24 protein-coding genes and 1 pseudogene are annotated in these 24,629 nt (G+C 47.9%); 5 read left to right on the forward strand and 20 right to left on the reverse strand.

Translation table 11 applies throughout. The features are described from left to right. Nucleotides 1–314: tyrosine-type recombinase/integrase (locus AACZ19_RS07935; protein ID WP_339632740.1), on the reverse strand; the 314-nt coding region annotated here is incomplete at its 3' end. A gap of 204 nt (nucleotides 315–518) precedes the next feature. Between AACZ19_RS07935 and AACZ19_RS07940 the strand changes: the two genes are divergently transcribed. Next, entirely contained in the window at nucleotides 519–1,328 is an 810-nt protein-coding gene (locus AACZ19_RS07940; protein ID WP_339632742.1) for a hypothetical protein, read from the forward strand. 272 nt (nucleotides 1,329–1,600) lie between these two features. Here the strand turns inward: AACZ19_RS07940 and AACZ19_RS07945 are convergent, their stop codons facing one another. Both AACZ19_RS07945 and dcm read right to left on the reverse strand, forming a co-directional pair. Further along, the gene (locus AACZ19_RS07945) at nucleotides 1,601–1,876 is read right to left on the reverse strand and encodes a DNA cytosine methyltransferase (RefSeq protein ID WP_339633725.1); all 276 of its coding nucleotides are present in this window, start codon (nucleotides 1,874–1,876) and stop codon (nucleotides 1,601–1,603) included. Between the two features lie 99 nt (nucleotides 1,877–1,975). Beyond that, nucleotides 1,976–2,560: pseudogene (gene dcm / locus AACZ19_RS07950) on the reverse strand (DNA (cytosine-5-)-methyltransferase); the annotation flags it as partial. Nucleotides 2,561–2,791: 231 nt separating this feature from the next. Here dcm and AACZ19_RS07955 point away from each other — a divergent pair. Beyond that, nucleotides 2,792–2,968: an AlpA family phage regulatory protein gene (locus AACZ19_RS07955; protein WP_339632744.1), complete on the forward strand. Its 177-nt coding sequence runs from the start codon at nucleotides 2,792–2,794 to the stop codon at nucleotides 2,966–2,968. 63 nt (nucleotides 2,969–3,031) lie between these two features. Here the strand turns inward: AACZ19_RS07955 and AACZ19_RS07960 are convergent, their stop codons facing one another. From AACZ19_RS07960 to AACZ19_RS07970, 3 genes are read right to left on the reverse strand one after another with little or no spacing between them, the layout of a single operon-like run. Next, nucleotides 3,032–4,015 (reverse strand): replication-relaxation family protein, encoded by a 984-nt coding sequence (locus AACZ19_RS07960; RefSeq protein ID WP_339632746.1) that lies wholly within the window; start codon nucleotides 4,013–4,015, stop codon nucleotides 3,032–3,034. A gap of 9 nt (nucleotides 4,016–4,024) precedes the next feature. Next, on the reverse strand, nucleotides 4,025–6,175 hold the full coding sequence (locus tag AACZ19_RS07965) for a type IV secretory system conjugative DNA transfer family protein (protein WP_339632748.1): 2,151 nt from the start codon (nucleotides 6,173–6,175) through the stop codon (nucleotides 4,025–4,027). A 3-nt stretch (nucleotides 6,176–6,178) separates the two neighbouring features. Next, complete coding sequence (locus tag AACZ19_RS07970) at nucleotides 6,179–6,694, reverse strand: hypothetical protein (protein ID WP_339632749.1); 516 nt, start codon at nucleotides 6,692–6,694, stop codon at nucleotides 6,179–6,181. Nucleotides 6,695–7,062: 368 nt separating this feature from the next. Between AACZ19_RS07970 and AACZ19_RS07975 the strand changes: the two genes are divergently transcribed. Next, nucleotides 7,063–7,635, forward strand: a complete 573-nt coding sequence (locus tag AACZ19_RS07975; protein WP_339632750.1) for a plasmid pRiA4b ORF-3 family protein — start codon at nucleotides 7,063–7,065, stop codon at nucleotides 7,633–7,635. A 62-nt stretch (nucleotides 7,636–7,697) separates the two neighbouring features. On the opposite strand, the gene AACZ19_RS07980 is transcribed toward AACZ19_RS07975, so the two are convergent. The 4 genes from AACZ19_RS07980 to AACZ19_RS07995 form a co-directional block, all read right to left on the reverse strand. Then, the gene (locus tag AACZ19_RS07980; RefSeq protein ID WP_339632751.1) at nucleotides 7,698–8,033 is read right to left on the reverse strand and encodes a DUF3768 domain-containing protein; all 336 of its coding nucleotides are present in this window, start codon (nucleotides 8,031–8,033) and stop codon (nucleotides 7,698–7,700) included. A 74-nt stretch (nucleotides 8,034–8,107) separates the two neighbouring features. Further along, on the reverse strand, nucleotides 8,108–8,608 hold the full coding sequence (locus AACZ19_RS07985; RefSeq protein ID WP_339632753.1) for a hypothetical protein: 501 nt from the start codon (nucleotides 8,606–8,608) through the stop codon (nucleotides 8,108–8,110). Next, entirely contained in the window at nucleotides 8,605–8,883 is a 279-nt protein-coding gene (locus AACZ19_RS07990; RefSeq protein ID WP_339632755.1) for a helix-turn-helix transcriptional regulator, read from the reverse strand. Before AACZ19_RS07990 ends, AACZ19_RS07985 begins: the two co-directional genes overlap by 4 nt. A gap of 224 nt (nucleotides 8,884–9,107) precedes the next feature. Then, entirely contained in the window at nucleotides 9,108–10,442 is a 1,335-nt protein-coding gene (locus AACZ19_RS07995) for a hypothetical protein (RefSeq protein ID WP_339632757.1), read from the reverse strand. A 370-nt stretch (nucleotides 10,443–10,812) separates the two neighbouring features. Between AACZ19_RS07995 and AACZ19_RS08000 the strand changes: the two genes are divergently transcribed. Then, entirely contained in the window at nucleotides 10,813–12,318 is a 1,506-nt protein-coding gene (locus tag AACZ19_RS08000) for a recombinase family protein (RefSeq protein ID WP_339632759.1), read from the forward strand. Between the two features lie 14 nt (nucleotides 12,319–12,332). Here AACZ19_RS08000 and AACZ19_RS08005 read toward each other — a convergent pair whose 3' ends face one another. The 6 genes from AACZ19_RS08005 to AACZ19_RS08030 all read right to left on the reverse strand — a co-directional run bounded on the left by AACZ19_RS08005 (nucleotide 12,333) and on the right by AACZ19_RS08030 (nucleotide 17,668). Continuing rightward, nucleotides 12,333–12,998 (reverse strand): hypothetical protein, encoded by a 666-nt coding sequence (locus AACZ19_RS08005; RefSeq protein WP_339632761.1) that lies wholly within the window; start codon nucleotides 12,996–12,998, stop codon nucleotides 12,333–12,335. Between the two features lie 250 nt (nucleotides 12,999–13,248). Next, nucleotides 13,249–13,968, reverse strand: a complete 720-nt coding sequence (locus AACZ19_RS08010) for a hypothetical protein (protein ID WP_339632764.1) — start codon at nucleotides 13,966–13,968, stop codon at nucleotides 13,249–13,251. Nucleotides 13,969–14,272: 304 nt separating this feature from the next. Then, complete coding sequence (locus AACZ19_RS08015) at nucleotides 14,273–14,821, reverse strand: hypothetical protein (RefSeq protein ID WP_339632766.1); 549 nt, start codon at nucleotides 14,819–14,821, stop codon at nucleotides 14,273–14,275. A gap of 85 nt (nucleotides 14,822–14,906) precedes the next feature. Then, a complete protein-coding gene (locus AACZ19_RS08020) occupies nucleotides 14,907–15,578 on the reverse strand; it encodes a hypothetical protein (protein WP_339632768.1) in 672 nt (223 codons plus the stop codon). 233 nt (nucleotides 15,579–15,811) lie between these two features. Continuing rightward, nucleotides 15,812–16,288 carry a hypothetical protein gene (locus AACZ19_RS08025; protein ID WP_339632770.1) on the reverse strand — a complete coding sequence of 159 codons (477 nt, stop codon included), beginning with the start codon at nucleotides 16,286–16,288 and terminating at the stop codon, nucleotides 15,812–15,814. Between the two features lie 1,209 nt (nucleotides 16,289–17,497). Further along, entirely contained in the window at nucleotides 17,498–17,668 is a 171-nt protein-coding gene (locus AACZ19_RS08030; protein WP_339632772.1) for a hypothetical protein, read from the reverse strand. Nucleotides 17,669–17,777: 109 nt separating this feature from the next. Between AACZ19_RS08030 and AACZ19_RS08035 the strand changes: the two genes are divergently transcribed. After that, a complete protein-coding gene (locus AACZ19_RS08035) occupies nucleotides 17,778–18,992 on the forward strand; it encodes a type IV secretion system DNA-binding domain-containing protein (RefSeq protein WP_339632774.1) in 1,215 nt (404 codons plus the stop codon). 67 nt (nucleotides 18,993–19,059) lie between these two features. On the opposite strand, the gene AACZ19_RS08040 is transcribed toward AACZ19_RS08035, so the two are convergent. From AACZ19_RS08040 to vsr, 4 genes are all read right to left on the reverse strand, one after another. Further along, the gene (locus AACZ19_RS08040; protein WP_339632776.1) at nucleotides 19,060–20,436 is read right to left on the reverse strand and encodes a hypothetical protein; all 1,377 of its coding nucleotides are present in this window, start codon (nucleotides 20,434–20,436) and stop codon (nucleotides 19,060–19,062) included. Between the two features lie 3 nt (nucleotides 20,437–20,439). Beyond that, nucleotides 20,440–22,599: an ATP-binding protein gene (locus AACZ19_RS08045; protein WP_339632777.1), complete on the reverse strand. Its 2,160-nt coding sequence runs from the start codon at nucleotides 22,597–22,599 to the stop codon at nucleotides 20,440–20,442. A 165-nt stretch (nucleotides 22,600–22,764) separates the two neighbouring features. Continuing rightward, the gene (locus AACZ19_RS08050; RefSeq protein ID WP_339632779.1) at nucleotides 22,765–24,162 is read right to left on the reverse strand and encodes an MvaI/BcnI family restriction endonuclease; all 1,398 of its coding nucleotides are present in this window, start codon (nucleotides 24,160–24,162) and stop codon (nucleotides 22,765–22,767) included. Beyond that, a complete protein-coding gene (gene vsr / locus AACZ19_RS08055) occupies nucleotides 24,159–24,617 on the reverse strand; it encodes a DNA mismatch endonuclease Vsr (protein ID WP_339632781.1) in 459 nt (152 codons plus the stop codon). Before vsr ends, AACZ19_RS08050 begins: the two co-directional genes overlap by 4 nt. Nucleotides 24,618–24,629: the final 12 nt, after the last annotated feature.

Consider the following 24,629-nt stretch of genomic DNA (forward strand, 5'->3'; position numbering starts at 1 on the left):
TTCAGATCTTTAAGCAGCGACGGGGGAAGGGGAATGGCTCGATAGACGAACCGTTGGCGTTTCTTGAGGGTCTGGATAACGACAACACCAGCATCAAAATCGATCTGGCTTGCTGTTAGCGCCAGAACTTCAGAAAGCCTTGCCCCCGTATAGGCCAGCATCAGGCAAAAGATACGAACTTCGGAGGAGGGAAGGGTATCGATGATCTCTAAAAGCCTTGCTCGCTCTTGCTGCCCCAAATACTTCCGCCGCCCCTCCCGGTCATAAAGAAATGAAATGCCTTCATGCCGCCCGGTATAGTGTAAATTATTCATTGACAATCAATTACTATTTTGAACACTATGTTCCATACTGTTCAAGTCATTGATATTATAGGGTGTTTTCTTTTAACACGATAGAGTAAGGCCACATAATAGGTACCTGTAGCTACAGAAACTTTATTCCATTCCGGTACCAAGAACCGAATTCAAAAGAGTTATGATTTTGTCCAGATCAACTTTTTGAAAGAGTGACGTGCTATGGAAAAGATCTTACAGGAAACCCGCCAATACTATGTAGAAAATAAGATACTGCGCAGCGAAGTTAAGGTTATAGACAGACTGCAGAATAGGCAGGATGAACTGCGATCAGTGAATGAAGAGTTGGATTCGAAGCTGACTTTTGAACAGAAAAAACATTTCGCAGCAACGATACTATCAACAACAGCATTCTGGTCTCCTGAGCAAATTTCGGAACTACGTAATATCCGGGATACTTTGGAAGAGGTTAATGATGAAATTGCTGATACCGCAAAAAAACTGGCGCGCTTGTTGAGAAAACGATCAAAACTTGAAAGTGATGGCGGTTTCCTCTCAACTGAGGATTATTCGATACATAAATGGCTCGATAGAGCGACGGAACAAAATCATCTCTACAAAAAGTTTGTGAAAGAAAAAATTGATAATCTGAAAGGTCAGTTCGATTTAAAGTATTGGCCTGAAATGGATGAGCTCATACGAGCTATAGCCCATTTTGCTGGAGAAGCATGTGTTCAACCTTTAGATCCTTTGACCAGTGCAACACTTGAAACGTCGCGAACATCAAAAGCGGATTTTTTGAGAGCATTTTTTACATCCCTTGAAGAACTAAAAGATGCCCACCCACCGCTACTGCCCGTTGAGTTTAAGCTTTCTGATAAATCTGTTGCAATATTAGTGAGTTGTTTGTTGGATCTCAGTGTAGAAGAGCTTATTGACGCAAATTATGTAAAGCGGGCGCGCCAACGGATACGTGAGCGAGCGCAAAATCAAATCGGCAGCGAGCGACTTTACTTAGGAAGTGATCTGTGAACAAGAGTCGAACTGTTTTAGTTATGCAGGGATGTTCTTATAAGGAGTAACCCAAGTGTTTTCGGCACGCTACATCTTTCCCCATGGCTTCAGTACATCCAAATCACGCAAGACGATTAAGGGATTGCCGAAACCAAGCGGTGCCTCGGAAGTATTTCACTCGTTGCTCAGGCCATTAAGAGCCAAAACCATGTGGTTCAATCAGTCGCAGATGATATGGGTCGCCTTTCAAAAGGTTTTAGTAGGTTCTCACGATACAAATTCCAGCGCATTCAACTATCGCTCGGCAGAATTATCGTGAAAGAAACCCCGCCGAAGCGGGGTTTGGTTGGGAGGAGGCGGTCAGTGATGGCGTCTATGACATTGACGGTGACGGCATTGCCAAGGCATCGGTAGCGTTCTGCATCACCGATACCTTCCGTCCATCTGTCGGGAAAGCCCTGTAGCCGCTCACACTCCATCGGAGTGAAGCGACGAACCCTTGGTATCAGCCCATCGGCTTTACCTTCCAGAACATATGTGCCCGACGTGACCCATTTGTGATACATGGTTGTGAGGGTATTGGCACAATGCCGCGGGTTGCCATCACCTTCCTGATAGCACGGGGCGAGAGGAAATACCTCGGGTCTGGCTGTGCCTCCAAGATGTCCGATAATGAATACCCGTTCCCGGTTTTGCGGGACACCATAATCCTTGCTGTTAAGCACTTGCCATTGGAGGTCATACCCCAGCTCATCAAGCGCTTAGATGATGGCTTTGAACGTCTCCCCCTGTTGGTGACCGAGAAGCCCTTTTACGTTTTCAAGCAGGAAAAGCTGAGGCCGCTTAGCGTCAAGCAATCGGAGGACATCAAAGAAGATGGCGCCACGGGGATCGGTAAATCCCTGTTGTTTTCCAGCGATTGAAAAAGCCTGGCAAGGGAAGCCCCCAACCAGCAGGTCGAAATCCGGCAGATCTGCAGGGTTGATCGCGGTGATGTCCCCGAAGTTTCGATGTGTTGGGAAATGCCGTTCGTAGACAGTGACGGCATGCTTGTCGATTTCGGAAAATCCAACACATTCCGCGCGGTTTCCGATGCCGAGCTCGAAGCCGCCGATACCTGAGAAGAGTGAGAAATATTTGTACATGTCATTGTGTCCTCCATGAGTTAAAGAGGACACCCAAGCTAACCAAGTAACGACCGCTGTCACCGAGCAGGATATGACTGTAATCCACTCTGTGAGCCACAGCATGCGGTATGTTCACATATCAACTTTGTGAGAGGTTCCCGTATGTTCCAAATTTTATTCTGGCGCGAGGCATTGCAGGGCTTATTCAGAGGTGTAAACCACGGCCATGGGCAGCCGGAGCCTGTGTTGATTCTCTTTTCTTGCCCGTAATCGGATTATTTTGCTATCCTCAACGCGCCCTGGGTTTTGTCAACCCGGAGTATCGCGGTACTCCCTTTTATAGGAGAGATCGCGATGAGGATCATCGATTGGAAGGAACTCAAGACCATGCAGCCCTATTCACGTCAGCATATCCTGCGGCTGGAGCAGGCCGGGAAGTGGCCCAGGAGGGTCAGACTCGGCAATAACCGGATCGGCTGGGTCTATGACGAGATTGTGTCGCATCTTGAGGACCTGGCATCCAGAAGATAGCCTGACGACGCTCCCGTAACGGGAGCAAGGGGGACGGTGGCCACCGTCCCCCTTATTTTTCAGTTACGGACTGGAGATGAGGAAATCACTCTGACCGCCCCGCTGCCAAGCTCCTTCAAGTAATTCCGGCATTACCTTGGGTGGCTTGAAGATGAGCCCGAACTGTTCGCATGTCCTATGCAGCATATATGAATTGCCGTGCGGCCATGACAGCTCGGTCGTGAGTTTAAGTATCCTGTCCAGCTTTGCCTCTTCGGTAAAGACATTCAGCACCATCAGACTGGAGGTAAGGCCGAGATGGTTTTTGTACAGGCCTTTGCCGATATACTCACGGTACTGTAACAAGCTGCGAAGATGGCTCTTGCGATGAAAGTTGCTGGAAGTAGCAGGCTCCGTGCTCCGGTCGGCTTCGAGGAGGAAGAAGCGGTAATAGCTTTTTCCTTTGACAGAATACGCCAGGCCGAACAACGCATCGGGGATCAGGTCTTTAGTGTAGGACTTGCCGGTCTTCGGATCCTGTATGCGAGTGGGATACCTGAGTTCCGTTCCGGCGCGTTCCAGGACTTCATGCTGGGGTATGTAGGTAATATTTTCATGCTTCTGAGCTGAAAGCTCAATCGAAGCCGTTATACAGCTGACCATGAAGCGATGCAGCCAGGGACCTGCCTGCCGAGTGGCCGCCTCGTGATAGAGGCGATGCTCCCGCAACGCTTTTTCTGACGCGGGCGTCAACTCATATACAAGTTCGTTATAGCGACTATCGAGAGTACGGAACTGCTGGAGCGGCCGAGCCAAATACGGTCCGCCATGTGGTGTGCGATCTTCGTTAAAGAGATCGGTCAGGCGGTCTTGTGCCCGCTTCTCGTTGCGACGGAGATGTTTGGAGAAGGCATGCAGGTAACTTGCGGGCAGAGGGCCATGCTGATGGATTTTTTCAAACCATAGAAGATCTCGTTCTTGCGGCGTAACCCGTTTGCCGCTGCTAAAAGGGCGGGTGCGCTTGCGCCGGGACAGGCTATCGAAGTTATCTTGTGACGGGCGATCCATCTTAAAGCCCTACCATTGCGGCTTGGCCGTCGTATCAGTAATGTCAGGCTCCGTTGCGACGTTTGTGCTTTTTGACATACCGACTGAATCTACAGGCGATACTTCGTTCGGATTATTATCAGGGATATTTTCTTTGCTATCTGCCGCAAAAGGTGCGCTCTCAGTAGTCAACTTCGAATAATGAACCGCATAACGTTCTCGCATTACTTCCTGAAGGGCCGCTCGTTCTTCCTGCGTCATGTGCGGCTTATCTTCGAGATATCCGAACGGAAACTTCAATGGGAGCGCCGTCTTGGTCACGCCGCGTATATAGGCGGCAAAATGCCCCTTGGGCTGAGCTTCAATGAGCGATGCGTCACAATAGAGCATGGGCGCAAGCGTTCTGGCATCACGGGCCGAGACGCCACCTGCAAACTTGATCGAGGTATTGGCGGCAAAGGCCTCCTGCAACTTCGGCTCCAGCTGCCCGAGATATTGATGCGCAAGCACCATGCCCACTGAGTATTTCCGCGCCTGGCTCAGGATGATGCCGATATTGCGATCGAAATAGTCGGCGGCCTCATCAATATAGACGAAGGTCGGTATGCGTTTGGCCTCCGATAAGGTGGCCCGTTCCTGCGCAGCCTGGGCGATGAGGGCAATGAAGAAACGCCCAAAGATTTCGGTGCCCTGTTCTTTCAAAAGGTCCTTGGCAGTGTTGATGAGAATGATCTTGCCCGCATTCATCTCGGCAAAGAGATCAAGCTTCGAGCGGGGATGGGAAAACATCCGCTCAAAGGTCTGGTTCTCCAATATTCCCCAGAGGCGGCGGAGCACCTGTTTTTTTGTCTGCTCGAACTCCCTTGAGGAAAATTCCGTCTCAAAGAAATGCCTGGCGGTCCCCTCCAGCTTATCAATATAAGTTTGGAATTTCTCTTTGCTTCCCGGTTCCATCAGTTCCCGCAAGGTATGGATGGTGGCATCAGGGATATACAGCATCAGGCGCGTCACATAGCGGAAGATGACATTTTGCTTCTGGGTCATCTCGGCAGAGAGAAGGGAGCCCAAAACAAAATCATACAGCTCCAGGATGGAGTTGGTCAGCCGTTCCCGCTCCAACGGTTCGTATTCCCTAAGGCGGTCGATACCGACATCGAACAGGTTAAGCGATACCGGCCATTCAACATCTGTGGGGTCAATGATAACAATACGCTCACGCAGGCTTCCGCCGGGGGCGAACTCGTCCAATTTGGAGATATTGCGGATCAGATCACCCTGGCTATCGAGGACGATCACACTCCGTTCCCCTGCCGCTACCGCCTCTAGATCTTTAGCAATCAGATATTGCAGGGTCTGTGTCTTTCCATGTCCGGAGCCTGCAATGATATGGTGATGCTCGAAGCGTGTCTTTGTGGGGATGGTAAAGTCGATTGTCTGGTCGAAAAGGCGCTTTAAGGGTGTTCCTCCAAGATAGGTCTCTATCATGTCGCCCGGATCTTTGATGTCGGATTTACCGGGCATCTTGAGCAATCGGTTAAATCCCTTTGGGTCAGCGGGATTTCCGCCAGAGGCAATGATCAAATTCCGATCCAGCCATTCGCGGTGATGGGGCAGCAATCCTGCTTTTTCCAGCTCTTCGGCAAACGGGATCGTGAGCAGTCTTTCAGTGACGTCCGCGATATTCCCGATACTGCGGATCAGGTTAGTTTGAACCGTGATATCCTGGCTGGTCTCCGCTACAGCGAGAAGTGCGGGGCAGGCGGTATAGACAGGCTCCAGACACTCGATCACAACGCGCTGTAACAGGTGGCAGCTTGCGTCAAAATCTTCGAGCAGGGCTCGCTGCGTATTGAGTTGATCGCGGATTTCCCAATACTCGGTGATGGTATGTCTATCGCGCCAATCCACAGGTGGCAGGATAAACAATCCTTCATAGTCGAAGATTTGCGAGATAAAGGATGAGACAACCGCCCTTTGTGGATGATCTGCCCGGCATCCGAAGCTATCAAGCACATGCTCCGTCAATGTCTCAATGAGCAGCTCACGCCCTCTCGGCTCATCCAATTTTGTCCGGACGAAGAGCCGCTCCACCTTGTCAAAGAGCATTCTGGTCTCGGCTTCATCCGTCGGACGGAACAACCCATGCAGAAAAGCGTGGAGACGGGCGGCGATCTCCAGCATCAATCAAAGGCCCCTGATGATCACCTGACGGGCTTCGTCCTTCGGTAGAGCCTCGATCGGATATCGTTCGGTTCCATCCCAATGCTTGGCGCTTTCCATCACCTGACGCAGGAAGGCGGTAATGGTTTCCAGCCACGCTTCTTTACGCGCGAGATCGATAACACTGTCGCACGTAAAGTGGCGGCCATGGATCAGGTCTTTCACATAGATGGTTTCGCGCTTCTCATGGAAATATCCGTAACCGGCAGCACAAGCCGCCACTACTCCTACGGTAACACCGACCGGTGTTCCAAACAGAGACGCACTAATGCCCGCCGCCGCCAGGAACACGAGAACACCTATAGCGACACTGTTACGGACCAGTTTGGGCTGGATGGCTTCGATCAGCATGGCATTATCAAAGCGGTATTTCTTTACAATCTCCTGCTCGTCCTCATTAAGTTCTACTTTTCCCCAGAGCTTGAATTTGGCACCGCCCATCTTTCCCCAAGCCTGACTCCGTCGGAATAACAGATTCATCTTCACCCCCAAACCAAGAATACATCCTTATTCTTCACTACCATAAACTAATAGAAAAAACACTCCTAAATAACGAATCCAAATATCATGAATATACCTAATGCGAGTGATACCAAAGCAGACAGGAAAATGGCTGGCTTGGGAGAAGTTTAAGGAAGTGAAAAGGCTCGGGGTGAGGAATAAGAATCTGGGCACTATTCTTATGAAGTCAGGAAATACGGTTTCATGAAAAGGTGACAGTATTTTTTATACAGGATCACTATGGTTGCAGATAGGAAATCTCCAAATATGGGGATACAGGCGAAGCACTCCTGTCCCCATATTAAAAAACTGATTGTCTTTTAAACAAGACATGAAATGATCTGGAAATGAATAGAAAAATAAAGCTAAAGATAGCACTGAAAGATATTACTCCGGTAATCTGGAGACAGGTGATTGTTTCGCACGAACTGACGTTACCAGAGTTACACGGCGTCCTTCAGGGAGCCATGGAGTGGTCGGATTGCCATCTTCATTCCTTTTTGATTGATGGTAGAGAATATCACATGCCAGATGATGAAGAAGAAATCGGCGAGACCGACAGTTTGGATGAGCGCAATTATACAATTGGTGACGTTTTAAACGGTGTTTCCCGATTTTCATATTATTACGATTTTGGTGATAATTGGTGTCACGAAATTGATGTTGAGGAATCATATACTGATTTGGAATTGCACATGAAGGCCCCAGTATGTGTGGCCGGGGAAAGGGCCTGTCCACCAGAAGATTGCGGCGGAGTGAGTGGATATTTGGAGTATGTGGACGCGATTACGAATCCAGAACATCCCAGGCATGATGAAATGATGGTTTGGTCAGGTCCTTATGACCCTTCATGTTTTAGTCCTTCTCAAGCAACTCATATGATAACTGCTATCCGTACCATTTATCAAATTCGGGGATAAATAGTACGGATAGCAGTCAAAAAAACACTCCACGATTTCGTGGAGTGTAAGTGACGACCATCCTAATACTCATGCGCCAACATGACCGTGAGCACGCGGCAGGTCTTGCTGGGATCTGCCGGATCCTCCGAGTGATAGCGTAGGCTGAGATCATAGTAATCGATCTTCCAGATGATTTTCTGTCCATCAATTTGCTGGACGGCGCAATCATGCTCACTGTGGGGATCATTATACGCATTGAAGTTTTCGAACGCCGCAACCTCCTTGAGGATCTGGCGGACCCGCTGCTGGCCCAGGCCATGGAGGCCTGAAGTGATGACGACTTGCCCACCCGTACGCGTACGGCGCAGGTTATCATTCAGGATACGGATCTGTTTGGTTTTGGTCTTTGTGTTCATCTTGTCCTCCTGTGCATGCTGTGCCCGATCATTCAGGCGCAGCGGTCAAAGGAGGACGGTCGCGAAGGTTGCCTTCATGCCTTCTGCCGGCAGACAATAGCCATGCTCGCCGCTTCAAAAACCGGCATGCAATGCTGCTCCGGCTGCCAGGTCCGGCGCGGCTCGGGAAGGAGGCGGATCAATTCCGGCAGATGATTGCAGACAATCCGTGCAACCAGATCCTTGTTCGCCCCACCCTGATCTGCAAAATGCCGGCGGACTTCGAGGCGGCTGACGAAGGTGATGCCAATCCTGCGGCGGACGGCTTCCTTCCTGATATCTGTCACCAGCCGTCTTGAAGCGGCTCCCTTGCGGCAGCCTGCCATCTGGACATCTTCCAGTACAATCAGGTCCGGAAGATACCAGGCCATCGTCTTGCAGGCCTTCTCCAGCTGTTTTTGATGTGAGAGATGCCGCAGATCCTGGCATCCCCATTCCACGAGAAAGTTGCTGCCCTCCAGAACCACATAACCCATCCGCTGTGAGGCCACGGTGAGTGCCAAAATGCGGTGATCATCAACCTGGTCATTCTTCATAAAGATGGATTTTTATCTGACAAATCGTGGCGGCGGATGCGTTTCCTGACATCTGCCTTAATTTCCGAAAGGGCGTCTGGAAAGATATTTTCCGCTTTTTCTCCAAACAGGAGCTGGCAGCCTATGACTATCTTGAGGCTCGGCTTCCGTCTCCGGTGCTCAAGCTTCGAGATCACGGTGTCATCCGAAATCCCCAGCAGGTGCGCAAGTTCCTTCTGCGTAAGTCCCGCGCGTTTGCGGTAGGTCTTGAGATAACAGGGAAGTTTCTTGTTCATAGGCCGTCAGAGAACAGACGTTCCGCCGACAACAAAGAGTGTAAGGAATTTCAAAGAACAGGGCAGACGGGGTAAGCTGGCAGAAATGACAAGTCGGGGCGGAACAGCCAGTATAGGATAACAAGCTTGCAATTCCCTGTCGGACACTCCTTGCAGGAGGCTGGGGATATAGGGGACATCAGATTGCTCCTTACGCCCTATTATCGAGACGACACCGCTAACAGTTAATGGATTGTGGGCATCATGTCCGCCTCCCCCAACTCCCCGTTCTCCAGGGGAATTATCCTGATATCATCATCTGACGAAGCATCGTCGACAGATATCAGGCCATGGCGGATGAACAGCTGACGGAGTTTTGCCTGTTCAGAAACGGGAAGGGCATAATTGCCGTGGCTTTTGCTGGTTCTGAGATTAAAGCGGGTGCGGAGCAGGGATCCGATGGCGCGGCTGCTAACAACGGCAGGATAAGTTTCGCCGTACTTTACCTGGAACGCATCGGCGATCTCCTTTAACGGCAAGGGACGGTCCGCTATCAGGTGTCGTGTGATTTCCAGTACCTGTATATCCATTGAAGGACAACGGCCCGCTGCAAGGTCCTTCTGACCCTGTCGCTGGCGCGATGCGATCTCTGCTTGCACGAGTGGATCCCTGGCCACGCTCAGGAGCGGCAGGTAAATCTGGTTCAGCCGGTTATCGATCTCAGGGTTCGCGAGGGCTGGATCGATGCTGGTTGTATGAAAGTTCCGGAACCGGTACATCAGTAGCTTGTTCCGTAGGGTAAGTGCCTCCCGCTCATAGTCCCCCGGCAGGTTCAACGGGATATCGGGTCTCAGCTTTTTGGGTGCCGTCTCTTCAGTGATGCAGCGGCTTTCAAGCGCAGGATCCTCATAGCGTCCACGACCTGCAATAATCTTCGGGCCAAACACGGAGAAGGCGCGTGGATCAAACTCCTTCTTGTTCGTCATCATGGTGCGGAGGATCGGGATACCGCGCACATTTCCGGCGTTCAGGATCTTGATCATATCGGCTTTCTCGTCAGAGAAACGAAAATCCGCTTCATCGAGGATAAGCGTTCCCTTGAAGGCATCAAGCAGATGAAACAGCGGTGAGATCGTTGATGCCCCATTGGCGAAGATCGGCTTATAGCACAGCGCGCCCACGACCAGCAGGAACCGCGTCTTGCCTGTACCATAATCACCCCGCAGGCGTAGATAGGGCAGTTCGTTAAACCGGTCATGCAGCCACGTCAGCAGGATATAGCGGCAGGTTAGTCGCTTGAATTCAGGTGACAGGTCGACATAGCGATCAAGGAAGGCTTCGATCTCCCTGATCAGGCTGTCGTCAGATCCATAATCCTGCACATCCGAGGGCAACAGCACGACCTTGTGTTTGAGAATATTATTGCCGGGGCTATAGGGGCAATAGGCCTGACCAGCCACTGTGACGGTGTTTTTAAACTCGCATTTTCCGTTCCGCCAAACGGCGAATCCTGTTTTGCCCTCTGCGCTGTCATAGAGCAGTTCCGCAAGCATACCCCCTTCGGTCACCAGTGAGATCACGGGCTCGCCCTGTGCCTGATTTTTATTCCTTTGTGTTTGTTGTTTATCTGTCATCCCGACAGCATAGAGGCCGGGCACGGAAGACAAAGACAGGCCCCCTTGCCGCGCACGCCAGGTCCGCTCCTCTACAGCAATTCAGGTTCAGCGCTAAGCTGTACCCATGAAACATAAACACCACAAGAACCTGAAGCTTCCTAGGACAGCCTATAAAAACCTGAGTGCAAAGGATAAACGGCGCGCGCGTCGCAACCTGCAGGGATTTCTGAAACGTTGCGGCGAAGTCTGGCGTGATCTCGCGAGGAAGGGTAGGAATCCATGGGAGCGGGATTCGAAAAAATAGGAAGTTAACGTTAAGATACGATCACGTTCTATGAGGTATTTCCTGTATTGCCGCAAATCATCGGAAGCTGAGGATCGTCAGATCCTCTCTATTGAGTCGCAACGACAGGAACTGGCCAAACTCATCACCGCCGATACCGGCCTGGAGATCGTTCAGAACTTTGAAGAGGCCATGAGCGCCAAAGCGCCGGGCAGGCCTGTATTCAACGAAATGCTGACCCGCATCGAGGCAGGAGAGGCAGACGGTATCCTTGCCTGGCATCCCGACCGCCTGGCCCGCAACTCCATGGATGGCGGGCGCATTATCTATCTCCTCGACCAAGGGTATTTGAAGGATCTCCGCTTTGCCACTTTCACCTTCGAGAATAACAGCCAGGGCAAATTCATGCTCTCCATCACATTCGGCTATTCCAAATATTATGTCGACAGCCTCAGTGAAAATGTCAAACGCGGCAACCGTACAAAAGTCAGCAAGGGAGGCTGGCCGAACTCCGCGCCCATTGGATATGTCAACAACAGGGAAACCGGAGAAATCGAACCAGATCCCGAGCGCTTTAAGCTCGTGCAATGCATGTGGGAGAAATTGATTGAGGAAAACATGCGACCCAGCGAGATTGCCCGCATTGCTCAAAATGATTGGGCTCTGACGACACGGCTCAGAAAAACGCGTGGTGGTCGTATAATCTCGTTGAGTAATGTCTACAGGATATTTGGTAGCAAATTCTATGCAGGCGTCATCCAATGGAATGGTCGGCTATATCCTGGAAAGCATAAACCCATGATCACTCTGGATCAGTTTGAGTATGCGCAAAAGATCCTGCATAAATCGAGCAATCCCCGTCCCAAGAAGTATGAGTTTGTCTATAAGGGCCTTCTTACCTGCGGCGCATGTGGTCTCTCCGTCACTGCGGAGCATAAGGCTAACCGCTTTGGCTCGCGGTATGTTTATTACCATTGCACCAGACGCAGGCAGCCAAAATGCCTTGAAAAATCCATAGAAGCCAGAGAATTAGACCAACAGTTCCAGGAGCATCTCAAGCAGATAGAAATAAGCCAGGAATTTCATGACTGGGCGCTGCTGGAGCTTGAGGCGCTGCGCACAAATATTTCAGCGAACGTTGAGAAAGCTCGGCAAAGCAAAGAAAAAGCGCTCAGGAGCGTTGAGAAGAAGCTGGATGGCCTGACTGATCTTCGCATCTCATCATTAATTGACGATGCAACTTTTACTAAAAAACAAGCGGCGTTGGAAATGGAGCGATTACGGCTTCAGCAACAGTTGGAGCAGGCTCCAAGTCAGAATATGTTCGAACCCGTCAAAGAGGCCATTTCGTTCTTAAAACAAGCCAGATTTGAGTTTGAACAAGGCGATGAAGCGACTCGCCGCCACATCATTCAAAAACTATGTTCGAACCCCAGCTTGAAAGGTCAAAAAGTCACTGTTCAAGCCAAAAAACCATATCGCATAAGACCACAAATGCCTCGGAATCTCTTACTGCGGGCAGTACTGAAGGACGTTAGAACCCTTACAGATGAATGACAATAATATCTTTCTTAATCTTCAGATTCTTGCTTATTAGTACTTCGAGAAAGGATAGACAGTGCAGCACTAACTTTATTGAAATTTTCATACAATTCATTAACCTTGGATAAAATTTGCTCCACGTCTTCTTTCGACAAATCCCTAAGTACTGGCTCCCAATTAATCTGAATCCCTGTTTTATTTTCAGGATACCTAAAAAAATCATTCTGTATATCACTAAACGTATAGTTTTGATTGATTTTAGATTTTAGAAAATCAAGATGATAAAATTCATTAATTAAGGTCTCAATTTGACTCAGTGCGTTTTTGATTTCGTTAACTCCGTCCTGTGTAAGATTATCATAATAAGGTCTATCTGTTGGATGCAGCCCTTTCAATATACGTGGCTTAACGTCTTGGAATAGCTTTTTGATGTCATGGGTTCTTTCGTCATAAGTTTCATCAATAAAAATACTAAGAGATTTTATAAAGACCTCGATTCCATGCTTAATATTAAAAACAATGGGAACATACAGATCTGGAACACCATAAACAAAGATATCCTCTGCCTTGTGTCGTTTATCCTCAGAGTCACTTAGTAACTCTTGACAAGCGAGCTTTGCAATCAAAAGGTAGCTCTGAGCGAAAGCAACCGGCCAGTCATATTTACTGTAGTTATTATTGATTTTCTTAGCCATGTGTAAGCTTTTTATGCTGACATAATAATGCAGAAGGTAGTTATTATATCAAATTCACCCGTCTAGATATTCTTGTGAAATGTTGTGTAATTGCGGGCAGTACTGAAGGACGTTAGAACCCTTACAGAAGAGTGACAGAGACTTTTAATTGTTTTAGTGATGAGAGAAAGTGGGCGAGCTTATAAATTAGAACTGAGGGAGTACGACTTACAATTTTTATATCGATTTGAAGGTCGCATCCGTTGCATCGCTAATGCTTGTCGTTTAAACCTTGCTGATAGGCTTGAAAGTCGTTGCCCCGCGTATCATTGTATCCATTCTCAAACGAATTGTAGAAGCCAATGAAATAAGATTCCTTTTGATTCAAATCCGCTAATTCGACATTTCTCTCTAACACGTCCCACTTTATATATTCAGCACCTTGTTTGAATGGTCCAGTATTATGAGCCCGATGCTGAACCCATCTAAACTCAGGTGCGCCCATAGTTTGGCCGATGTAGTACCTCCTATTATCATCTACACCAATATAAATGCAGGCAAATTTGCTTGTCTTCTCAATCTTCTTCTCGACTGGGAACAAAATATCTTTTTCTTTGTCAAATAACTTACTCGCGGCTTCGGGTGACATTTTTAATTGTACCGTGCCATAAGCATTAGAGGGAGCTACGCGGTAATATTTTTTAGCAGCAATCTTTGCAAACTTTTCAAACAAATAGTGCCTATCTGAGTTTGGAATATCTTTAAATAGAAAGCTGAGAATAACAGCACGTTTCCAAGCATGTCTATACAATGCAGCCTGCGGGTGTTTTGTTGCTCTTGGCGTATGTGGCTTGGTTTCCTCCAAGAATTCCTCAAACAAAGCATTGACTCTAGCTTCCTCTGCTCGTTTCTCGGCTCGCTTATTTTTCCAGTTCTCTATCAAATCATTCAAAAACATTGTCTTATTATATACAAGACTGGCATAAGACATAGTGCTTCGTAGAAGCATGGGTTGGAAAAAGTTGTTGAGGGACGTTAGAGTTCTTATAGAGGAAAGAAGCTAGAAAATAACTAGAGGCAACTTTCTTAGAGCTATTCGCACTTGGTTATTTTATCAAATTCACCCGTCTAGATTTTTTTGTGAAATGTTGTGTAATTGCGGGGGGCAATAGAGGACATTAGAACCTGTCCAGTTACGCCAATCAAAATGGGCCTGAAATAACGTGTGTTCTGGAACTGTAATGCGATTATAAATTTGTTGTAATTGAGGTTTCTCTCAAGCGTCCATTTTTAAGCTAGAAACTACAAGAATTTTCGGAGACTTTTTCACCTTTTTGGTAATATTCTAGCAGGCTCGTCTTTTGGTTTAAATTTATTTCTATATATACCCCTAGTGCATACCCACAGACGTGTTCGGGATGGGTTTCCCCGTCTGCAGACCAAACGCCATCATAGCTATCTTTTGTTAATGCTCTTAGCCGATTTTGATCATTAGTTTTTTCCAACTGCGGCCGGTGCGCTTTCTTCATCTCAATAGCAATAAGATTATCATATTGCACTTCCTTTCCTCTGGTATGAACAACAATGTCACATTGTATGGGAATAACATGCATCTCACTATCTAAAATAGTTTTCACCTTCCCGTTCTGTTTTCTATTGTATTCTGGGTCGGAAAAATAATTATCTAAACCGTTCTTACTTAAGATGGTTTCTATATAAAAAGAAAGCCTCGCACACAGATTACGCTCTGCCACATCGTTGAGGATATTTTCTCCCTCTTTTTCGAGGAATATTTTGAATGCGTCTTCAAAAACTGTTTTTGCTTTGATAGCAGTTTTAGTCATATCTAACGATCTCATACTAGCACGATTAAGCGGCAGAATATGAAGGACATCGGAGCCTTTGCAGTGGAGTTATATGTCCTTCCTTTCAAGAGGTTTTCTTACTTTCTACTGCACAATCCCAAAGTACTCTGGTTCCATTAGGTTCATCAGCGAAAATCAAGCCCTTGACATTATCACTTTCTAAATCCTCTTTGCTTCGCCCCTTCACAAGAGTACCTTTGCTCTCCTTTGGAATGTTTGGTTTAGGTATCTGGATTTCATGATGTAGAACAACCACTATTTCACCAGTGTTAAGTTCTAACCTTCCGATCTCATCAAAGTTTGTGATTTCGATTTTTTCGTTCGGATTTAAAAACACTATAAGCACTTGGTTAGCTTTAGGCTCTTGTGCACTCTTGATTTCACTGAATTTTTTGCTGCCAGGTACAATTTCTGTTTGCACCGCGTTCCAGGGAGTAATAATTTTGAGTGCCAAGGTAATGCCCGGCTTAACTTCCGGTGGCCGTTGCCACTTTTGGATAAATCGATTTGCGTCAGGAGGACTAACGTCTTTGATATCTTCATCAAATGTTTTTTGAGTAAACGTAGCATGCCATTTTCCGGATGGATGAAAACTAGTATGAATCGCACCCTTTAACTCGCGGCATGATAAATAAACTTCCGATGGCCCTTCACCCGCAGACACTGTGAGGTTCCACGTAGCGGCTCGAAAACCGCATCCATCAACCACTCCAAAACGGATAGATTTTTTCGGCATAGCTTATTCTAACCTTTTCAATCTGTTCTCGAACGTAAAATTGCATATGAGGTTCGAACTTTCGCGCTGGATTACTCAATGACACGAAAACCTGTCTGTTGCATCAAACAAAATGCGCCTAAAATCACACGCATTTCGACAGTGTAATACAATTGTAAGTTTTTTGTAATGGCGGGCAGTAATGCAGGACGTTCGAACCCTTACAGAGGAATGATGGCTCTTATACACTCAAGTTAAGTATCACCTTTCATGCTAATTCTTTTTTTTGCCAATCGGAACTTCCGGGCCCAACTATCAAGGTATGTAAAATTCAAATCATCCAAGGTAATCAAGTCGCCCGAAATTTCCTCAGCTGATATCCATTTTAGAAGCTCCTGCAAAGCCAAGATATCTGTTCGTGCTTCAATCGCTTCAATCGCTGTCTCGTCTCGCTTATCTGCTCGAATTCTGGAAAACAATAAAAATACACCTGCTGGTATCTGAAGATAGTCAGCAATCATCTCAAGGTGCAAATACGTTATTTTTTGTTTATTTTCAATTATCTGAGTAAGAGCATTTCTCGAAAATTCGAATTGCATTCGTTTCTTATTTCGTGCCTTGTCAAAAGTTGCGGCCGCTTCAGAAATGTTTCCTGCAAAGCGTTTTTGAACGACCTCATTGATAAGATCACAAAGACTCTGCGGATTTACGTTTTCGATTTGCTTATCCATCTTATATCACCTTATGCTTCCAATTCATGCAACTTAGGTTTTTTTTAAACTAAAAAGATTATAGATTTGCAAAAATTACGTTTCTGCTGCTTTTTTTTTCGCATGTTTGGTTGAAAAGCCAGCATTACGCAATTATATGAATAAAATATGATGTTCCAAGTATGAACAACGAACAGCAACCTTGAGGAGTATAGCATGTCATTTATACGCGAGGGGCCGTCGTGAAAATGCCTCAAAAAATTATTTGCTTCGTTCGTCCGCAACATTCCTCGCGACGAGCGAAAATGGCGCTTTTGGCAGCATGGGCTACGGTTCATAGCTGCTTTTTTTTCGTGTGGTACAATAAGCAACTAAGGAGAGTCTTATGAAATAGATGAAAAAAATACGTCCACGGAGGAAAAAAGGGCGACTTTTTCAAGCCGCCCCTTCTTCAAATCCTCCAAAAATTTCAACCCCGGAATTGGGTCTAGTTGTAGCTTGGATCCCAATTCCGATAACTTAGGGAGGGAGAAGAATGTCTTCTCAAAAAACCTCGAACAAAATATCGCACGCCATCCATGAAGTCGGTGCGTGCGCGGAAACCTGGCAATATTTTCATATTGACCAATATGCGCCTGAAAGTATGTGCACGGCAATGGATAGCGTGAATATACTTCTTGCACCTTTTTTGCCAATATTCACTATGATCGTCGCGGTGCACGCGCTCGTTAGATTGTACGAGTGGATAAAGAAGAGGGTTGGAAAGAGCTAGTTGAACACTGCTTTGTTCTGGGAGTGGGGTGTCGGTCATGACACTCCCTTTCCTTCCATTTTGTACCATACCATATAGGTATTGATATGGCAAAGAACGTGGTGTGGATTAAATGCGTTTGATAATATTGGATACGTCCTCATACTGTTACCGTATCTGACTTCTATTACCCCCCGCTTTTTACCCAGAATATCTCTGGCTAAACTCAAGGTGATCCCCTCTGACATTAACACCCATATGCATCCAATCATTATTGACTGGCTTCATATCGAAGAAGAACTGCCCTACTCCTTATTACCTAACCTAGTACCGCCGAATCGCAAATTCAAGGACAAACTTAAAAAAATTTATCAACATATAGTATGGATCCGTTTGCACGCATACAAAATATGAGATAAGTATTCAAACATCCATTACTTTATGTACTCGGATATGGTTAAGATTTGGTATAAGTACAATTATCTACCGCCCGGATCCTTCGACAGTTGGTCAAGACGCACATACAACAGCTCATATAATGACAGAAATTCTGCTGCCATAATACGGGCTTCTTCAGGAGAAATATCTTCATTGAATTTCTCTTTGTAAATTCGGATAAATGCTTCTAGGGACAAATCTGTCGGTGCCATACCCATAAATGTACGGCGAAAGCAGCAAGTGGCTTAGATGAGGAAACTTGACGAACACGACAATTCTTACCTACTTACCTGACGTCCCATTAAAGGTCACACTGCCTATGTGAGACGAAACTATAACAGCAGCATCCTTCTCGGCCAGACCAATGCCAGGCAGCCTTATCGACGCTTTGGCATCCAAATGCGGGATCGTCTGAGCCACATGTACATAATCGGGCGGACTGGTGTTGGAAAATCGACCTTGCTAGAAAACATGATCCAACAGGATATCGCAAAAGGTGAGGGGGTAACGCTACTGGATCCGCATGGTGATCTTATTGCGGGCATTGCCGCCACTATTCCTGAGCATCGAAAAGACGATGTGATCTATTTCGATGTTACGAATTGGCATCAGCCCTATGGATACAATCCACTCAAACGCGTTCCAAGAGAACGTCGTCCAATGGCGGCGTCCGGCATGATGGAGGTCTTCCGCAAGCTCTGGGGTGAGAAGGCCTGGGGACAGCGGATGGAGTATATCCTTCGCAATGCTCTTTTGGCACTCCTGGATCAACCTGCATCTGACCTTACCCATATCCAGCGGGTACTCACGGATAAATCGTTTCGGGAGCACATCGCCCGCAATGTTGAGCATCCACCGGTACGGGATTTCTGGCTGAAGGAATTCAAAGGTTATTCCTATCGCTATCGCGCCGAAGCCATCGCCCCAATCCAGAGCAAGATTGGCGCGTTTCTCTCGGATCCCAGGTTGTATCGCATCCTTGTTGAACCGAAGCGGCCGCTCTCACTGCGCAGCATTATGGATCAGGGGAAGATCCTGCTGGTTAATCTCAGTGTTGGACAGATTGGAACAGATAGCGCTGCCCTGCTTGGAGGTTTGTTGGTCACCACCCTCGGACTGGCAGGGATGAGCCGGGCTGATACGCCGCAACAACAGCGACGGCCTCATTGGCTGTATCTCGATGAGTTTCAGTCGTTTACCACTCTCTCAATGGCAACCATGCTTTCAGAAATTCGTAAGATGAACATCGGGATGTGCATGGCGCATCAGTATCTGCATCAGCTTGAGCCAGACATCCGGCATGCGGTGCTTGGGAATAGCGGAACGCTGATCTCCTTTCGTGTCGGTGCGGAGGATGCAGGCTTTCTCGCAAAAGAATGCCAATCCGTCTTTACTGCGCAGGATCTGATTAACCTACCTAATTATAATATGTATCTGAAACTGATGGTCGATGGGATGCCCAGCAGACCATTTAGCGCTGATACGCTGCCGATGCCCCAAGGCAGCGGTATGCTCCAAGTACTACGCACTAACTAGCCATAGCGGAATAAAAGGAGCAGCAACCATCCGTTTTTCATCTGTCAAAAATTTGGATATATCAGCTCTACGGACCCAGCGTAACTATGCCAGGACGTGAAATATGCCTAGCATATTCCTGAGTGATAGTTGAAATCAGTTCTTCACGTAGTCTGTATACCGGCTTCCAATCTTTAACCGCTTCGCGGGAGGCGCTGTGCGTGCAATTCAGAAACGCCGAAAGCTTACCCGCGCTCGATTCAGGGCCTACCAATAATGTGGGTGAGCGCCATTCGAGACCCGATTTCATTGATTTTCCAGAGTGAAACGTGACGCCGTCGGTCTTGGAGCCGTCGTCATTGCAGAATGCCCATTCCAGAGCTAGAAGGTATAAGAGCGGACCCTTCTTGGGTTGGGCATGATCACATGCAGCTCCAATCTGCACCAATCTCAAGAAACAGTTGTCCCAGTCCGCTTCTTGAAGCCCGAAAAATTTGTCGGATGCGATCACATCCCTGTCAATGCCGAAGTACTCGTTCAAAGAATCATCGACATTCTCGAAGGGAAACTCCAACACAGCGCCCAAGTCGGCGGGTTGAATAGGGGCGCTTCTTTCTGCTCGTGCAAAAGACTGGTGAATGGCGGAATTCACGGCGGCTTGCACGGAAACGGAGGCGTGTCTCTCATTTTGAAGCGGATCGACCAAGGCGACGTTCCACTCGTCTCCTGCCCCACCCTCCGGGTCATGTTCAGCAATCCGGTCCGCAAGGATCGGGCCCAGAACACGGTTTACGGCTTCCCGGGGATTCTCGCGCGCACGATTGGCTCCTGCCCCCGCTTGAGCCAGTCGGTAGAAAACTCTGCCAAGTTCCTGTTCAAATTCAGTGGATGCGCGCTTCTCTAGTGGGACAAGGTTTACAATAGACCTCAGTACTGCGTCAGCCGCAGCAAAGACATCCGCCTCCCAAGCAAAAAGAGCCTTCATCTGAGGGCTGGTCGACATTCGATCTCGAAGGTCAATTTGGAGTTTATCGGCATTTCGAACATCTCCGGTTTGTGTATCTATATACATACCCTTCTGGAGTTCGGTCATAAATACCGGAAGCAACTTCGCATCCGCACCAGTAAATCGTTCGAACAAAAACTCTTTAAGATTTTCAACTTCAGGTTTCTCGGCCCACAATACAATTCCATAGGGACCGCTGTCAGGACAAATAAGTTTCTGAATGACATCAGCAATTGCCGTAAAGGCAACTTTATTTCCCGTTCCAAACGTCGATCCAGTTGTCAGATTTTGATCCATAAAAAGGATTCTAGCGCTTGGTAGCTTCTGCCACTCACTAACGCTTTCATCGGTGTAGTGCTTTGCATGGCAATCGAGCCTAAGTTCATTCAATGTATCTTTGATGCCTTTAAGATGACTTTTCTTGTCGTCGATCACTACAAACCTTGATTTCAAAAACATATGCTATTCTCCGAGCTTAGGAAATCTCAGCGCCACTAATGCGCCGTCAAATTCGTCGGGAACATCGGCTTCAGCGGGATCAGGAAAGATGAGCGAGCCATCATTCAACTCCATAACCATATTCGCGTAGTAAAGGCCCATACCCATGCCTTCAGGTCTTCGCGAATAGAAAGGCCTCACTATCTCCGAAGGTGAATCCTGAAAGCCCGGACCGTTGTCAGCAACAATTATTGCTGGTCCACCTTCGAACCCCTCATCGATGTTTAGATAGATTCTGCGACCGCTCTCGTCATTTTCGTCCTCCGGCCACCGGGTACGTAGCCAGTAGATAGCGTTATCGATCAGGTTAGTAAGCGCACCCAAAGTCAAACCAAATGAACATGAAACCATCACACTTGGGAAGTCATCCTTGAGGGCTGGGCAATCAAGTTTAACGTTGTGGTGTCGGAAGCGTATCAAGCTGAGGTCGCGGGCGCGTTTCACTAGAACCTTTAGATCAACGGGCTTGCGATCTTTCTTGCGCAGTAGGTCAGAGAAGCCGTCGAGAAGGCGCATCATCTCCCTTACTTGCTCTGCGATCCCCTCAAGCTCCGGATTGCCCTCGATATTCTTATAGAGGGAACGTACGCCTTGTTCGATTTCATGAAAGACTACGGCAAGGCTTGTGCCTGAAATACCCGCAGATAATAATCTTTCTTTCATGCTGACGTATTCATTCTCAATTCTATCGAGAAGCGGATCGACCTGACCCGTTAAGTTGTTCTTTCGGGCAATTTCACGAATCCGGGAAACTGGTTCCATGATGCTTCGGGTTTCCGGATCCTGTATATCACCAAGGATTTCCCGTATCGCCTTCCGGTCAACTTCCCGTTCTCGTTGCAAGGGCTCAATAGCTCCTATGACGGCTCTTCGAAAACGTTCATAGGCCGCATTTTCGATAAAGCCTTCACGGTTTGATTTTTCGACTAGCTCGGTGTTTTGTTGCTGTGTGAGCGAGATATGCCCAACGATAATGTTACGACTCAGTCCTTTGGTCGGGTTGTTCACTCTTCGAAGATCAAGACCAAGCCAATCATTGCTTCGTTCTCCATAGTCATAGACGCGAATGCCATCTCGATAAACGCGAATGCCACCGTTTTCTTCGAGGAAATCGCGGATCAGACGGATTTCACCCATCCGGCTTGTGATTCTAGCTGAAAGATCAAAGGCATATATCTCACCAACGATTGGCCCGACACCTTCGAGCATCTCTTCATCAGCAATGACCTTTTTCATTGTGGGGCTTTGCGACTTGCGGCTAAACAGTGGATCATCGTCATCGATTTCTGCCGGCGGCACCAGGAGTCGGCCTTCTTCCTGGATAACTTCCCGGGGCTCTCGCGCTATCCCCGGTATCTTCTGGAAGCTGTACCTGTAGCTGAAATTCTTGCCGTCAAAATGGAACGTGTATTTCCAAGGAGCTCGCTTAAGTATCTCTGTCGGATCAGGAAGCCTCTCGATCCACTGCGGATATTCCGGCACTTTAAGCGACGCTACAAAATCGTCCTTGGTATCTTTACCGAATGGGGATGATATTGAAGTAATCTGGCGGTACAGGCGCCTGATCTCCCCTCGCGTCCAGCGCTTCTCCCGAAGCTCGGAAATTGTGATCTCCGTTCCGGTTTGATCTCCCGAAAAGACCTCGGGTTTGCGCGTCGTGATGTTTATATGCGCATCTTCAAGAAACTCATGTGTCATGAGTTCGGTCCAGTTGATTTTCACGACAACCTCGTCGTGCCCATCTGCCCGCGTTACAAGCTTGATCTGATCGCCGAGCTTATGAACAGACAGTCGCCCAAGACCCTTTGACCCAAGTGGCAGTCGCCCTTTCGGGGTTCGTTTGCGAGCTTTCAGCTCTTTCTCTTTGTGATCGTGAGCGATAATCAGCCAGATATTCTTTATTGTATCCAGAGACATACCGATTCCGTCATCGGAAACAACGATAATGGGTTCGTCAGTGCCAATTCCCAAAATTTCTACATTCAAATACGAAGCATCTGCATCGTAGGCGTTCTTCACGAGTTCGAAGACAGCAAGCCTAGGAGTCCCAATGAGCTGGTCGCCCAAGTGCTGAAGTATGCGCGCTCGTGACTTGAAGCTATATTGTTGATCAACGTCACTCATTCAGTGTTTCCAAGCGGTCCCGCGAGGCAAGAAGCACTCACGCCAAAATCTAAGGCGGCACGAACATTGGACCTCAGCCGCTGTGGAAAATCCATCATTTTGAACATCGTCGTGCCTTTCAAAAAACTGCATTAACATGCGCTTGCCGAACCCAAATCAAGAAATCTATGCATCTGTAAAGCTTGATACTACTTCAAATCGGTCATACAAGTCCTCCATGTCGCCTGATTTTATCCGAAACTGGCTCCGACGCTTGATGCCTGGCTTTGCTGAGGATGCATTTTCAAGCTTGATGCCCGGATCATAGTACACATCGCCTTTGGCCAAGGCTCTGACAAGATGATTGAAACTGGTTCCTTCGCCTATTCTGACAGTGGCGCCGTATCGATAGCTACGCTCAGCGTCTGTCCTTACTTCTCCCGGCACATATACGGCTTTTGCGTGCTTACGGTTCCAGATGTTCAGCAGGCCAGTGAAGCTCCAGGCCGCAGCTACTTCGCCGCGATCATCAAGCAAGTTCAATGAGCCTTCCGGGTTGGTTATCTGTCCATTCGCCAAGTCGTACCCGTCCAGAACCAGCGTCAAGTGCGTGCTGTCATGGCGCACTCCAACGCGATGCACACCTCCGAAGTTGAGCCTGTCTTTGCGGCCCATCTTGTCTTCATAGCCGTAAGTGCGAATGAAGTCTTCCACGCCTGCTTTTCTGTAGAATCCGCCAGTCGGTTCAGGTGTCATAAGCGTAATGGCTTTGCCTGGTGGCGGAGGCCTTGTGAAATTGCCGACCTGATTGGCTTTGACCTCCCAACCTTCGAAATCGGGTTCAGCCAGGCCGTTTCGAGCAACACCCAGCTCAGCTTCGAGTGTGTAGCCAATGCAGTTAGACGAGCGGCAGGGTACTATCGATCCATCCTGCCTCAGTGCTTTCGATACTATCCAGTCCAACTCGTGGATGCGTCGCAGTTCCCTGAACAGGATGTCCCGCGTTGAGGCCTTGCGAGCTTCTAGTGGGATAATGCGGAATACACCCTCGGTTTCCAGCTCTCCAAGTGATGCGATTTCACGGGCAATCTTGCTGTCCGGTCCGACACACCAGCCAATGATCCTGCGATCTCTGGTTATCCCGAAAAACAGAATTCGTCCGGGCATTCGTGTCGTGAGGAGATGAGATGGCGCGTTGCGAGCACGATTGAGAAAGCCTGAAAAACGCACTTCCGGGTACTGTGGATAGAGGATTAGTTTCGCATCTGGAGCCGGAACGCTTTCGCCGTCGGGTTGGAGCCATTCGAGTGGAAGAGGTGCTTTCATAACCCGGTTACCTTTGGGGGTGACATCTACATAAGCAGTTCCTGATGGCAGGATGTTTGCTACGTCCATACTTCCAGAAAGGTATGGTTGGTTCTTTGAATTGTCGTTTGGCGCGAGCTCTTTGATCAGTAATCTTTTTACGTCAAGCACTTTCATTCTGTGGCGCAGTTCATCTAACGTAAAATCCGGTAAAGGTCCTTCACTATTATGCCTTGATTTCGATTGGTCTCCCATCGGCAGCTCGCCCTGATCACTCACATCTGTTCTCCTGAGATCTCGCCCTCAACCTCATCGCCTTTGATCCACACAGTTATCCGGCCTAGAAGTTCATCCAGATCAATACGGGATTTTCCTTTTAACGCGCATTCCCATATTGTCATTACTCGCAATTTTTTATCAAGAAGATCATCAATTTTTCGCCTGTCACGTGCAATATTGCCTTTAATCTTATTACTCCAGAATTCCTCTCTGGATTTAGGCCATTTGAACAGGTGACATGAATGGCCGTGCCAGAAACATCCGTTGACGAATATTACTGCACGGTATTTCGGAAATACCAGGTCGGGTTTGCCGGGAAGTTCCTTCACGTGCAGGCGATACCGGAAACCCGCTCTATACAGAAGTTTTCTAATTATTATTTCAGGTTTCGTATCTTTCGCGCCTATACCTGCCATCATACTGCTTCTTTTCCCGGGCGAGACGATATCGGTCATTGCGGGTTCCAG

Source organism: uncultured Sneathiella sp., assembly GCF_963973085.1.
GTDB lineage: Bacteria > Pseudomonadota > Alphaproteobacteria > Sneathiellales > Sneathiellaceae > Sneathiella.

Bases quoted from the DNA above. Each gene is read 5' to 3' on its own strand.
- AACZ19_RS07985 (WP_339632753.1), bottom strand. From the start codon at position 8,608: ATGAAGAATGACCAGGTTGATGATCACCGCATTTTGGCACTCACCGTG.
- AACZ19_RS08010 (WP_339632764.1), bottom strand. From the start codon at position 13,968: ATGTCTTATGCCAGTCTTGTATATAATAAGACAATGTTTTTGAATGAT.
- AACZ19_RS07960 (WP_339632746.1), bottom strand. From the start codon at position 4,015: ATGGATCGCCCGTCACAAGATAACTTCGATAGCCTGTCCCGGCGCAAG.
- AACZ19_RS08040 (WP_339632776.1), bottom strand. From the start codon at position 20,436: ATGTTTTTGAAATCAAGGTTTGTAGTGATCGACGACAAGAAAAGTCAT.
- AACZ19_RS08045 (WP_339632777.1), bottom strand. From the start codon at position 22,599: ATGAGTGACGTTGATCAACAATATAGCTTCAAGTCACGAGCGCGCATA.
- AACZ19_RS08025 (WP_339632770.1), bottom strand. From the start codon at position 16,288: ATGGATAAGCAAATCGAAAACGTAAATCCGCAGAGTCTTTGTGATCTT.
- AACZ19_RS07970 (WP_339632749.1), bottom strand. From the start codon at position 6,694: ATGAATCTGTTATTCCGACGGAGTCAGGCTTGGGGAAAGATGGGCGGT.
- AACZ19_RS07955 (WP_339632744.1), top strand. From the start codon at position 2,792: ATGAGGATCATCGATTGGAAGGAACTCAAGACCATGCAGCCCTATTCA.
- AACZ19_RS07940 (WP_339632742.1), top strand. From the start codon at position 519: ATGGAAAAGATCTTACAGGAAACCCGCCAATACTATGTAGAAAATAAG.
- AACZ19_RS08020 (WP_339632768.1), bottom strand. From the start codon at position 15,578: ATGCCGAAAAAATCTATCCGTTTTGGAGTGGTTGATGGATGCGGTTTT.
- AACZ19_RS08000 (WP_339632759.1), top strand. From the start codon at position 10,813: ATGAGGTATTTCCTGTATTGCCGCAAATCATCGGAAGCTGAGGATCGT.
- AACZ19_RS07990 (WP_339632755.1), bottom strand. From the start codon at position 8,883: ATGAACAAGAAACTTCCCTGTTATCTCAAGACCTACCGCAAACGCGCG.
- AACZ19_RS07945 (WP_339633725.1), bottom strand. From the start codon at position 1,876: ATGTATCACAAATGGGTCACGTCGGGCACATATGTTCTGGAAGGTAAA.
- AACZ19_RS08030 (WP_339632772.1), bottom strand. From the start codon at position 17,668: ATGGCACCGACAGATTTGTCCCTAGAAGCATTTATCCGAATTTACAAA.
- vsr (WP_339632781.1), bottom strand. From the start codon at position 24,617: ATGACCGATATCGTCTCGCCCGGGAAAAGAAGCAGTATGATGGCAGGT.
- AACZ19_RS08005 (WP_339632761.1), bottom strand. From the start codon at position 12,998: ATGGCTAAGAAAATCAATAATAACTACAGTAAATATGACTGGCCGGTT.
- AACZ19_RS07975 (WP_339632750.1), top strand. From the start codon at position 7,063: ATGAATAGAAAAATAAAGCTAAAGATAGCACTGAAAGATATTACTCCG.
- AACZ19_RS08015 (WP_339632766.1), bottom strand. From the start codon at position 14,821: ATGACTAAAACTGCTATCAAAGCAAAAACAGTTTTTGAAGACGCATTC.
- AACZ19_RS07980 (WP_339632751.1), bottom strand. From the start codon at position 8,033: ATGAACACAAAGACCAAAACCAAACAGATCCGTATCCTGAATGATAAC.
- AACZ19_RS07965 (WP_339632748.1), bottom strand. From the start codon at position 6,175: ATGCTGGAGATCGCCGCCCGTCTCCACGCTTTTCTGCATGGGTTGTTC.